Source organism: Janthinobacterium sp. FT14W (assembly GCF_009208755.1).
GTDB classification, from domain to species: Bacteria; Pseudomonadota; Gammaproteobacteria; order Burkholderiales; family Burkholderiaceae_D; genus Janthinobacterium; species Janthinobacterium violaceinigrum.
Genome location: NZ_WFLL01000019.1, coordinates 67889 through 80372 on the forward strand (window position 1 = coordinate 67889; position 12484 = coordinate 80372).

7 protein-coding genes are annotated in these 12484 nt (G+C 65.5%); 5 read left to right on the forward strand and 2 right to left on the reverse strand.

Features of this window, described 5'->3' with window-relative positions:
* Positions 1-366 precede the first annotated feature (366 nt).
* Both GCN74_RS14615 and GCN74_RS14620 read right to left on the reverse strand, forming a co-directional pair.
* A complete protein-coding gene (locus GCN74_RS14615; RefSeq protein WP_152257353.1) occupies positions 367-3312 on the reverse strand; it encodes a TonB-dependent receptor plug domain-containing protein in 2946 nt (981 codons plus the stop codon).
* A 101-nt stretch (positions 3313-3413) separates the two neighbouring features.
* Complete coding sequence (locus tag GCN74_RS14620) at positions 3414-6764, reverse strand: TIM-barrel domain-containing protein (RefSeq protein ID WP_152257354.1); 3351 nt, start codon at positions 6762-6764, stop codon at positions 3414-3416.
* Between the two features lie 358 nt (positions 6765-7122).
* Between GCN74_RS14620 and GCN74_RS14625 the strand changes: the two genes are divergently transcribed.
* Genes GCN74_RS14625 through GCN74_RS14645 form a run of 5 tightly spaced genes read left to right on the forward strand, consistent with a single transcriptional unit; the run spans position 7123 to position 12456 of the window.
* The gene (locus GCN74_RS14625) at positions 7123-8271 is read left to right on the forward strand and encodes an SIS domain-containing protein (protein WP_152257355.1); all 1149 of its coding nucleotides are present in this window, start codon (positions 7123-7125) and stop codon (positions 8269-8271) included.
* Positions 8258-9205: an ROK family protein gene (locus tag GCN74_RS14630; RefSeq protein WP_152257356.1), complete on the forward strand. Its 948-nt coding sequence runs from the start codon at positions 8258-8260 to the stop codon at positions 9203-9205. Before GCN74_RS14625 ends, GCN74_RS14630 begins: the two co-directional genes overlap by 14 nt.
* A gap of 5 nt (positions 9206-9210) precedes the next feature.
* Positions 9211-10554, forward strand: coding sequence for a D-tagatose-bisphosphate aldolase, class II, non-catalytic subunit (locus GCN74_RS14635; protein ID WP_226939051.1), 1344 nt, complete (start codon positions 9211-9213; stop codon positions 10552-10554).
* A 36-nt stretch (positions 10555-10590) separates the two neighbouring features.
* Positions 10591-11358 (forward strand): DeoR family transcriptional regulator, encoded by a 768-nt coding sequence (locus GCN74_RS14640; RefSeq protein WP_152257357.1) that lies wholly within the window; start codon positions 10591-10593, stop codon positions 11356-11358.
* A 3-nt stretch (positions 11359-11361) separates the two neighbouring features.
* Entirely contained in the window at positions 11362-12456 is a 1095-nt protein-coding gene (locus tag GCN74_RS14645; RefSeq protein WP_152257358.1) for an N-acetylglucosamine-6-phosphate deacetylase, read from the forward strand.
* The last annotated feature ends 28 nt before the right edge of the window (positions 12457-12484 follow it).

A 12484-nucleotide genomic window follows, 5' to 3' on the forward strand; every position in this document is an offset into this window, starting at 1 on the left:
TTTCGTTTTCTTGGGATTACTTTAAAAAGAAAAACAAATATCGTCAACAAAAAGAAAGTTATAACGCAAATTTATCGTGAATTTCATTCAATAAGCAGAATTTATCTTTCGATTCACGGGATGGCGCGGTGAATAACTTTCGTTATCGTGGTATGACAGATACACATAACGCCAAGCAGGTGGAGAGAAACGCGCAATACGGGCACCGACCGGCAAGAAAAAACGCGAAAGACGACATGCGCATCATCTTTCGCTTACGTTTATCTTTCGTATTGCGCATTTCGGAATGTTGCCATTTTCTTTTCATGGCGCAACGCCGTCCCGCCCGGCGCAAACCGCGCCGGGCGGGACGGGGCATGCCACGCTTTAGAAGAACTTGTAGCTGGCCGAGAGCGCAAACTGGCGGCCGAACAGGTCCTGGCTATGGTTGTAGCCTTCCCAGCCATTCGGGTCGTAGTACGGCTGCTTGTTGAACGCATTTTTCACGTTCAGGCCCACGTCCAGGTGCTTGATCGGCTTCCAGCTGAAGGCCAGGTTCACCGTGGTGTACGACGGCGCTCCCTTGCACTGCCCCGCAGGCAGGGACACGGAAGCGGCCGTGCAGTTTTCCGGCGTGTTGTCCTTGTCCCAGGGACCATACGCCCAGCGCGTCTTGCCCGAGTAGTTGATGAAGACGCTGCTGACGAAGTTGCGGTAGCTCCAGTCGGCATTCACGGTGGCGCGGTAGCGCGGCGAATCGTAGTAACCGACGGTATTGCCCTTGATGTCGCTGCCGTCTTCGCCGTCATGGGTGTCGCGCTTGCGGATGGTGGCCGCGATACCGGTGCTCAGCTTGCCCCAGTCGCCCAGCGAAAAGCGCGTGCGCGCATCGATGTCCACGCCGTCCATCAGGGTGCGGCCCCGGTTCGAATACGAGTTGATCAAGCCGCCCAGGTTGCCCACCGAGTAGCCCGGCACGCCGCCCGCGCACACGCCCGCATTGGCCGGATTGGCGCACATGGCCGCCACCGCCGCCATATTGCCCCGGTCCGTGTCCGTCAGGTCGTTGCGGATGGCGCTGGCGGTGCCGGCCAGGGTCGGGCCGTATTTAGCCACCAGTTCCGTAAACAGCTCGTTGAAGTCCTGGCGCACGATTTCGTCGCGGCGGTTGATGAACCAGTAATCGACGGAGATGCTCACGTCCTTGGCCGGCTGCAGGACCAGGCCCACGGTGGAAATCTTGGCCTTTTCCGGGCGCAGGTTCTGGTTCGGCGGCGTCAGGCCGCCCACCGTCGTCGAGCAGTTCGAATTGAGCAGGCTCTTGCCCAGGTCCGCATCCGTCGCCACGCTGGACTTCATCAGGGCGCGCGCCATGGCATTCGTTTCATCGCAGCGCACCGTGTCGCGGATGCCGCCCACCTGCGCAAAGACGCCGCCCGTGCCCGATTCGGCCAGGTTGGGCGCGCGGAAGCCTTCGGAATACGTCCCGCGCAGCATCAGGTCGGGCCGCGCGCGCCAGATCACGCCCAGCTTGGGCGCCAGGTTGGCGGCGAAATGCGGATATTTGTCCAGGCGCGCAGCCGCATTGACTTCCAGAGTGTCGGAAAGCGGCACCACCACTTCGCCAAACACGGCGCCGATGGTACGGCGGCCATCGAACCAGGACCCGCCCTGCTGCGTGATCAAGCCATTGGCCGCATCCGCATTGCCGGGCGTGAGGAAGCTTTCGCGCATGATGCTGGTGCCCACGGCGGCGCGCACTTCGCGCTCGCCCAGCTTGAACAGGGTGCCTTCCAGCTTCGCGTCCCAGGTCATCAGCTTGGTCCACGATTCGATGGCGAAGGTGGGATAGGCGGCGCGCAGCAGCGCCGCATTGGCTTCGCTGATCTCGCCGAACTTGTAGGCGGGATTGTCCGAAATGAACGTGCGGCCGCTGACGGGGTCCTTCGTGAACGGGCCGAATGCCTGCTCGAAGCCCTTGATGTTGATGTTCGCCGTCTGGAACAGGGTGGAATGGCTGCCCGCCACGCTGAGCGCCGTTTCAAAATCCCAGCCGCCGCCGATGCTGCCGCGCAGGCCCACCAGCGCGCGGTAGTTTTCATCGACGTTCTTCTGGCCGAAGTGGCCCGTCGCATCTTGCAGCAGATAGTTCAGGCCGGCCGCGCCGCCCATCTTCGCCACCATGTCGGCATCGAGCTTGCCTTTCAGGTAGACGTTGTTGGGGCTCAGGAAAGGCGTGGCGAAGGTGTTCAGGGTATTGCCCGTGTTGCGCGCAAACCAGTTGTTCGTGCTGCCGCTGTTGAAGCTGGACGGGCCGTTCTCGCCGCGCATCTTGATGTGGGTGAAGGCACCTTCCGCGAACCCTTCCAGGTCGCCGCCCAGTTTCAGCCGGCCGCTCAGGTAGGCCGTGGCGCGCTCCGACGTGGGGCCCGTGTCGAGCTGGTTGGGCAGCGCATTCCACACGCAGCGCGTGCCCGACGCCTCGGTGATGCTGGTATTGCAGCCGGGCGCGGCGCGCTGGGTGCGCGCATTGTTGTTGGCCTTGTCGAAGACAAAGAAGGTCCCCGGATTCATCGTGCCCGGCTCGCTGCCCACGCCCACGCGCATGTTGGGAATGAAATTGGGATTGTTCGCATAAAAATACGAGGGGCGCTTCTGCCAGGTGTCGGCCAGCGCGATGCGGTCGCGCTGGTAGACATTCACGGAGCCGTAGACGTTATAGCCGTCGCTGGCCAGGTCGCCCACGCCATACAGCACGCTGGCCTGGCGCTCGCCATAGGCTTTCACGCTGGGCGAAAACTCGCCGTTGGCGCGCGCTTCCAGGCCCTGATACGATTTCTTCGTGATCACGTTGATGACGCCGGCCACGGCGTCGGAGCCATACACGGCCGATGCGCCGTCCGTGAGGATTTCCATGCGCTCGATGGCGGCAGCCGGAATGGCGTCGATATTGACGAACATGGTCTGGAAGCCGGCCGGCGCGCCATAGAACGACAGGCGGCGGCCATTGAGCAGCACCAGGGTGCCCTGCGCGCCCATGCCGCGCAGGTTCGCCTGCGAGCCGCCATCGGAGCCCGTAAACATCGAGCGGAAATCCTGCTGCGCGGGACGGGCGGCAGGCAGGTTGTCGAGCACCTGCAGCAGGGTGAGCGCGCCCATGTTCTCGATCTGCTTGGCGTTGATCACCTGTACGGGCGACGCCGTTTCCGCATTGATGCGCTTCAGGCTCGATCCCGTCACTTCCACGCGCGCCAGCTTCTCTTCCTCCGCTGCCAGCGCCGTTGACGCCAATCCTACCGCCACCATGGCGGCCATCAGTTTTTTCAAGTGCATTCCCATCTCCCTTTTTATAAGTGATTTGTTTTCGTCAGGCTGCAAGAGCCCCTCCCCGGTCCGAAGAGGGGCGCGTTCTCAGTGAAATAATTGAAGGGTGCTTAGCGCGGCTTGACGGTCGCGCCCTCCGTGCCCGTGAGTACGGCATTGGCCCAGTTGCCGCAGACCTGGGCCGGCTGGGCGCCGCGCGCACCCAGGGTGCGCAGGCTGAGCTGGCTCAGGCCGCGCACGTCGATTTCGGGTTTGACCACCCCGGGAGCCGTGACCAGGCCGCTGTCATACAGCTGCCGCTCGCCGCTCCAGACCTGGAATTGCAGGCCGCCCGCGCTGCGGCAGCTATCGTCCACGCCCAGGTCGGCGCGCAGCAGATTCCAGTTGCCCGCCAGCTGCAAGTCGATGCGGCTGGCAGGTCCCACGCCGAGGCCCTTGCGGAACCACAGCCCGTTCATGCGCATCTCGGCCGCCTTGCCGGCCGGCCGGTCGCGCGCAATATGCTTCGGCAGCGCCAGGTCCGACAGGTAGCGCTGCACTTCCGGCCCTTCGGCCACGCGGTGCTCGAGCACGCGGAATTCGGACAGGGTCACGGGCGCCACGTCCGTGGCCAGCGCCGCGTCGAACGCGCGCGCCACCGGTGCGCCTTGCGCCGCCGTGACCATCGGGTCGGTGGTCGCCGCGCCGTCGCCTTCCGGATTTTGCGTGCTCATCACGCGGAAGCGCAGCAAACGCCCCGCCGTCGCGGGGAAGTTGATGGTCTGCGTGCCTTCCTGCAGTTTCAGGGTGCCCCGCTGCAGGGGCGCGCCCCACTCGCCGTTGTTGTCGCCGATGTAGATTTCATAGTCGCGCACCTGGCCATGCTTCCAGTGCTGGTCGTTGCGCGGCGCCAGTTCGATGCCGTCCACCAGGCGCCGTTCCGTAAAGCCGATTACCCATTCGTGCGGCCCGCTCTTCACGGACGGGCTGCGCACGGTGCGGAACCACGTCTCCGGCTTGCCGTCGAAGGCGTTTTCCAGCGGATAGCCGCTCTCTTCGAACGGACGCGCCACCACCTGCATGGCGTCGGCCGGCAAGGCGCGGCCCGGCACGGGCGCGGCCGGGAAGTCGGCGTCCAGCCGCGCCACGGCCAGCGCGCCGGCGACCTGCAAGGCCAGGGGCTGGCGGATATCCTGCGCCGCCACCTTCACGTGCAGGGTGCCCTGCCTGTCGGCGCCATCGAAGAACCAGCCCTCTGCCGCCTTGTCGTAGGCGGCGCGGTCGCCGGACGCCGCGATCATCCTTTCGCCAGCCCGCACGGCGGCCGGGGCCTGGCCCGCCAGCATGCGCAGCGCGTAGCCGCGGCGCGCTTCCTGGCCCTGGTACTGGCCATCGACGGCGCCAATCTCCACGCGCACGCCGCCGCCCGTCTGGCGCATGCGGATCACTTGCTGGCTGTAGGCGCCGCCCTGGTACTGGCGCGTGTTGCCGTCGTCTTCATACAAGGTATATTCGGAGTCGCCATGCGGGTAGATATCCAGGGTCAGCTGGTCCTTCGGCTTCTGGCCGTCGTACAGCATTTCCGGATACATGGGCAGGATGGCGCCGGCCCGCACGAACACGGGCAGCTTGTCCAGGGTCACCTGCAGATCCAGGTCGCGCCCTTTCGCATCCGCCGTGGCCTGGCGGCCATCCCAGTAGTCGTACCACGTGCCCTGCGGCAGGTGGATGCCCTTGCGCCAGCCGCCGCTGACGGCCTGGCTGCGGTAGACGGGCGCCACCAGCACGTCGCGGCCCAGCAGGAACTGGTATTTGTACGCTTCCGTGTAGGCAGCCGGGTCTTGCGGGTAATCCCACATCAGGCCCCGCACCAGCGGCGCGCCCGATTGCTCCGCTTCGCGCACCAGCGTATACATATACGGCGTCAGACGCATCTTGAGTTTCAGATAGCGGCGGTTGATGTCGCGGTACGGCTGCTCGAACCACCACGGGTGCTTGCGTTCTGCAGCGGCCCAGCCGGACATGCCCATCAGCACGGGCGTGAAGCTTTTCCACTGCAGGTCGCGCAGATAGGTTTCCGGGCTGCCGCCGAAGATGGCGTCCACGTCGCCGGACGCATACGCCTGGCCGGACAGGCCCGAGCCGATCAGGGTCGGGATGTGCCAGCGGATGTAGTCCCAGCTGGCGCTTTGGTCGCCCGTCCACGCCACGGCGTAGCGCTGGATGCCGGCCCAGCCCATCACCGTCCAAAGGAATGGCCGGCTGTCGGAGTTGTTCAGGATGCCGTCATACGCCGACTTGTTCGCATCCATGGCAAACTGGTAGCCCTTGCCCGTCCACGCCACGTCCAGCTTTTGCACGCGGCTGCCCGCCTGGCCCACTTCCCAGGCGATCTTGTCGACGCCGTTTTCCGTCCACAGGCCCGTGCGGAAGCCGTAACCGGCCAGGCCCTTCACCGTTTCCGGCAAGTTCGTGTAGCCGCAGCCATAGCCGTCGTTGGGCAGTATCCAGCCGCCCGGCATATCGTGTTCGCGGTATTTGCGCGCCACCGTTTCCACCACGTCCGGCGTCTTGCCCGTGGGGCCGTCGGTCCAGCCTTTCGGCACGGAACCGGGCTTTTTCACGTTGTCGCCGTCGTTGTAGCAATCGGCGTCGCCGTATTCCAGCGCCCAGCGGGGCAGCATGCGGGCGCGGCCCGTCAAGTCCGTGTAGCGGGCCACGACGTCGCGCACGTCCTTGCCGACGAAGAAATACGCGTCATAGCGGCCTTCCGCGTGCTGCAGCGAGATCTGCTGCGTGTCGCGCAAGTCGTAGTTCCCGTCGGACCAGGTGTTGCGCAGCATGCCCCACCCGCGTGAACTCATCAGGAATGGCGCGGGATTCGGGCGGTCGCCCTCTTCCCAGCCGCCCGAGTACGACACGGGCACCTGCCTGCCCTTGAATTCGAAGCGGCCATTCTGCTGGCCGCCGCCGAAATAACGTTCGCCCGGCAGGCTGGACAGCACCTGCACGCCCTGCTTGTCGTCGAGCGACAGCGGCTGCACCTCGCGCCACAGCGGCGCCGCGTCGCCCTTGCGGAACAGGGTAAAGCGCAGCGGTTTGCGGTCGATGCGCAGGCTCAGGGCCTCGGTGCTGATCAGGATATGGTCGGCCTGCTCGCTGAGCTGGTACGCCACCTGCGCGGCAGGCTGGCCCACGACGATGGGCGCGGCCTTGTCGCCGGGGCCCGTCAAGCCTCCCTTGCCGCCCGCCTGGATGCGCAGCACGTCCACCTGCGGCAGGCTGATACGCAGCTGCACGCCCGTGTCGCTGCGCACATCCCAGCCCAGCGCTTCGCCCTTGGCCACGTCGGCCCCATGCACGGCACTCAGACTGGTCAGGTTGCCGATGGGCGCGGCCTGCACGCCTGGCGCGGCCAGGGTGGCAAGGGCGGCGAGGACGCAGGCGGCAAGGGCGCGGCGGGGAAGCGGGAGAGGTTTCATCTGTAGGCTTTCAGAAAATCGAAGTGATGGAAATACTTTAAGAAGAAAAATAAATATCGTCAATCAAAAGAAAGTTTTGACAGCAATTTATTAATAAAATGCCCAAAATTGGCGCATTTATCTTACGAATCACCAAAATCGCGCAAAACAAACTTTCGTTATCGTGGCATTTCAGCGACAAGCCGCAGCAGCACGGGCTGTCATGCGGCACTGCAGCACGCTTGCCAGCCATCTTCGCCCCTGTAAAACGACATTATTTCGCAAGTCACGAAATAATTTACTTTCGTTTTACTTTCGTATTTGACTTTTCGAAATTTAGTATTTATGCTTTCTCCAACAAACACTTTACTGACACTCCATGACTACCCTTCTTCAGCGTGACATTCAAACCTGGCGCGACATCGGCGGCCTGCACACGGCCGAGGAAATCGCGCACCAGCCGGCCATCTGGCGCGCGCTGGCCGCCATTCTGCGCGACGAGCAAGCCGGCCTGGCTGCCTTCCTGGGCGACGCGCTGTGCAACCCTGCGCAGCGCGTCATCCTGACGGGCGCCGGCAGCTCGGCCTACGTGGGCGAAATCGTCGTCGACACCTTGAATGCGGCCTGGCCCGCGCAGATCCGCGCCATCGCCACCACCACCCTGCTGACGCACCATGAGCTGTACCTGGAAGCGGATGCGCCCACCCTGCTCGTCTCGTTTGCCCGCAGCGGCGACAGCCCGGAAAGCCTGGCGGCCGTGGAACTGCTGCGCCAGGTCGTGCCCGGCGCTCGCTTCTTGAACATCACCTGCAACGCGGACGGCAAGCTGGCACGCCAGGGCGCCAACGACAGCAACACCTATAAGCTGCTGATGCCGGCCGGCAGCTGCGACCGCGGCTTCGCCATGACCAGCAGCTTTACCAGCATGCTGCTGGCAGCCCTGTGCGTGCTGGGCAAGGATACGGACTTGCAGCGCCTGGAGGCCCTGGCTGACCTGGGCGAACAGGCCTTGCGCGACTGGTCGGCCCCCGTGGCGGACCTGGGCTCGCAAGCCGTGCAGCGCGTGGTCTACCTGGGCAGCGGCCCGCTGGAAGCGCTGGCCAAGGAAGCGGCATTGAAAATCCTGGAATTGACGGGCGGCCGCGTGATGGCGATGGCGAATACGCCGCTGGGTTTCCGCCACGGCCCGAAATCGGCCGTCACCACGGAATCGCTGGTGATCCTGCTGCGCAGCAGCAAGCCGCTGGCGCGCCAGTACGAAGACGACCTGCTGAAGGAGCTGCAGCGCGACAGTGTGGCGCAGCGCTGCCTGACGGTGGGCATCGGCGGCGACTTATCTGCCAACTTGGCGGCCGACGCGCCGGCCTGGCCCGACGCCTGGCTGGCGCCATTGTGGCTGCTGATGGCGCAGCAATATGCGCTGCACCAGTCCGCGCTGCTGCAGCTGCGCCCCGACAATCCATTCGCCGGCGGCATCGTCAACCGTGTCGTGCAGGGCGTCACCATCTATGGCCATGACCAATTCTAACCGTCCCCTGGGCTACCACGGCATCGACATCGGCGGCAGCAAGATGGAGCTGGTCGCCTTTGCCGACCGCGACGGCGCGCTGGCCGAGGTGTTCCGCGAACGGGTGGCCACGCCGGGCGACGATTTTGCCGCCTTCGTGCAAGCCATCGTCGACCTGGTGGCGCGCGGCGACGCCGCCCTGGGCACGGCGGCGCCCGTCGGCATCGGCTTGCCCGGCGTAATCGACAGCGCCAGCGGCCGGCAACTGAGCTCCAACGTGCCCGCCCTGAACGGCCGCCTGGTGGCGCAGACCCTGCAGCAGGCCTTGAAACGTCCTGTCGCCATCGGCAACGACTGCCAGTGCTTTGCCCTGTCGGAAGCGCAAGGCGGCGCGGCCGACAATGCCGCCAGCATGTTCGGCGCCATCCTCGGCACGGGCGCCGGCGGCGGCTACTGCGTGGGCGGCCAGCTGCTGCGCGGCTTTAACGGCGTGGCCGGCGAATGGGGCCACTGGACCCTGCCCGCCACCCTGCTGGCGCAGCACGGCCTGGCCGAATACCCCTGCCCGTGCGGCAAGACGGGCTGCCTGGAACGCTATGCCTCCGGTCCTGCCATGAGCAAGCTGCACGCGCATTTCGGCGGCGACGGCGCCGAGCCCCTGGCCATCGTGGCGCGCGCCAACATGGGCGACGCCGTGGCCGAACGCACGGTGGCCGTGCACCTCGATGTGCTGGGCCACGCGCTGACCGGCCTGGTGCTGGCCTACGACCCGCACGTCATCGTGCTCGGCGGCGGCCTGTCCAAATTGCCCCACCTGTACGACAAGCTGCCGGCCGCCGTGAAGCGTCATCTGTTCCCCGGCGTGCACGTGCCGCCCATCTTGCCGCCCCGCTTTGGCGACGCCGGCGGCGCGCGCGGCGCGGCCCTTTTGATACGACAACATACGAAGGCGTAAACATGATGAAGCAAGTGGAAACCCCGACTTTTACCCTGTCGCCCATCCAGCAGGTGATCAAGGCGCACCGCCGCGGCGAGCGCGTGGGACTGTACGCCGTCTGCTGCAGCCACCCGAGCGTGCTGCGCGCCGCCATGCGCGTGGCCAGCGAATACGACACGGTGCTGCTGGTCGAAGCGACCTCGAACCAGGTCGACCAGTTCGGCGGCTACACGGGCATGACGCCGGCCGTCTTCCGCGACACCATGCTGGCACTGGCCCGCGAACAGGGCTTCCCCACCGAGCGCCTGGTGCTGGGCGGCGACCATCTGGGCCCGAACGCCTGGCAGCATCTCGATGCGGCTACCGCGATGGCCCACGCCGAGACCCTGATCGCCGCGTATGCGTCGGCCGGTTTCCACAAGATCCACCTCGATTGCAGCATGCGCTGCCTTGATGACCCCTTGCAGCTCGACGATGAAACCGTGGCCGCCCGTTCGGCGCGCCTGTGCATCGTCGCCGAAACGGCGGCCGCCGCCGCCGGCTTCGCGCCGCCCGTCTACGTGATCGGCACGGAAGTGCCGATTCCCGGCGGCGAAGCATCGCTGGCGCAGGCCGGCGCCGTCACCAGCCCGCAGGCGGCGCGCCGCACCCTGGACGTGCACCGCCGCGCCTTCCTCGACAATGAGCTGCATGGCGCCTGGCGCAGGGTCATCGCCATGGTGGTGCAGCCGGGCGTCGATTTCGACCAGAGCAGCATCCAGCATTACGATGCGCCGGCGGCGGCCGAACTGTCGGCCTTCGTGGCCGAGCAGCCCGGCCTCGTGTTCGAAGCCCATTCCACCGATTACCAGCGCGAATCGGCGCTGCACGCCATGGTGCGCGACCATTTCGCCATCCTGAAAGTGGGTCCGGCCGCCACCTTCGCCCTGCGCGAAGCGCTGTACGCGCTGTGCCAGATCGAGCAGGAACTGCTGCCGGCGCACGCCACCTCTCAGCTGATGCAGGTGCTCGACGACGTGATGGTGGCCAAGCCGAAGAACTGGATCAAGCATTACCTGGGCACGCCCGAGGAACAGCGCCTGATGCGCCGCTACGGCTTGAGCGACCGTTGCCGCTATTACTGGGGCGAGCCGGAAGTGGCGGCCACCGTCGACAAGCTGCTGGCCAACCTGGACGCCGTGACGATTCCGCTGCCGCTGCTGAGCCAGCACTTGCCGGAGCAGTACCTGGCCGTGGTGCAGGGCAGCCTGCAAGCCCGGGCGCCGGCCTTGATCGAGCACAAGATCGGCAGCCTGCTGGCGCAATATGCGCGCGCCTGCAACCGCAATGCGGCCCTGCCCCCCATTGCCGAAGCGGCAATCTGTTAAGCTCGGTATTTTCATTTTTTTACTGAGCCCGCCACCATGCGAAATACCAGCCAACGCCGTGAATCCATCCTCCAAATGCTTGCCCAGCAGGGCTCGGTGCAAGTGACCGATTTGGTGGAAAAGCTCGGCGTGTCCGCGGTCACCATCCGCAGCGACCTCAATGCGCTGGAAGCGCAGGGCATGGCCACGCGCAGCCACGGCGGCGCGACCCTGACGCGCACGCCGCCGCCCGAGCACACGATACGCCAGAAAGACGCCATCAACCACGAGCAGAAGGAGCGCATCGGCGCCTATGCCGCGCGGCTGGTGGAACCGGGCGACAACATCATCATCGACTCGGGCACCACCACCATCTCGCTGGCGCGCCATCTGCGCGATGCGAGCGGCGTGACGGTGGCCACGAATGGCCTGAACATCGCGTGGGAACTGGCCGACGCACCGGGCGTGGACCTGATCCTCACGGGCGGCCTGCTGCGCAAGCAGTCGCTGTCGATCCAGGGCAGCCAGGCGGAAACCTGTTTGCAGGCGTACAGCTTCGACAAGCTGTTTTTGGGCGTGGATGGCTTCGACCTGCAGTTTGGCGTCACCACCCACCACGAAGCGGAAGCGAGCCTGAACCACAAGATGGTGGAACGGGCAAAGAAAATCATCGTCCTCACGGACGCCTCCAAGTTCGGCCGCGTCAGCCTGCACCGCATCGTGCAGCTGGACCGCGTCGATACCGTCATCACCGATGCCAGCATCAGCCAGGAGTACCGCGAAGGGCTGCAAAAGCTGGGCATCGAACTTTTTATAGCGGAATAACACATGCTGAGCGGCAGAATCCTTACCCCATCTGGCTGGATCACGGGCAACATCACCTTTGACCAGCGTATCGTCCAGATACAAGAAGACCCTGCCGCCGACAGCGCGCTGACCATTTTGCCCGGTTTTATCGACCTGCACGTGCACGGCGCGGCCGGCGTCGACATCATGGAAGGCGCAAACGCGGGCGCCACCGTGGCGCAGGTGCATGCGCGCCACGGCACCACGGCCCTGCTGGGCACCACCCTGACGGCGAAGGAACCGTCGATCCGCCGCGCGCTGCAGGGCCTGGCCGGCGTCATCGCCGAGCGTCCCAAGAATGGCGCGCGCATGCTGGGCGTGCACCTGGAAGGACCGTTCCTGAATCTGCACCGCCTGGGCGCGCAGCCGCCCGACGTGGTGCAGGCCAGCCTGGCGCTGGTGCAGAACTTTCACGCCATCGCCCCCATCAGGGTACTGACCATGGCGCCGGAAATCCCCGGCCACCTGGAACTGATCCCGCAACTGGCGGCCATGGGCATCCGCGTGCAGATCGGCCACAGCGCCGGCACGTATGACGAAGGCGTGGCGGCGCTCAACGCCGGCGTCTCCGGTTTTACCCACCTGTACAACGGCATGACGGGCATGACCCATTACGACCCGGGCATGGTGGGGGCGGCGCTCGCGCATGCCGAATACGCGGAAATCATCCCCGACCTGCAGCACGTGGCCAAGGGCGCCCTGCGCGCGGCCCTGCGCGCCATCCCCCGCCTGTACGGCGTGACGGACGCCACCTCGGCCACCGGCATGCCGGACGGCGAATACGGCCTGGGCACGCAGCGCGTCTACAAATGCCTGGGCTGCGTGCGCCTGGCCACGGGCTCGCTGGCCGGCAGCGTGCTGACCATGGACCAGGCCCTGCGCAATTTCGTCGACCTGGGCCTGGACCTGGCCGACGCCTCGAACCGCTTGTCGCTGTACCCGGCCGACTACCTGGGCGAATCCGAACGGGGCCGCCTGGCGCCCGGCGCCTGGGCCGATATCGTCGTCCTCGATGCCAGCTTGCAGCCAGTGTCCGTCTTCGTCGAAGGCACGGCCATCGATCTTTCCACCCGCTAGACCACTTCACCCCACCTCAACCCCGTCC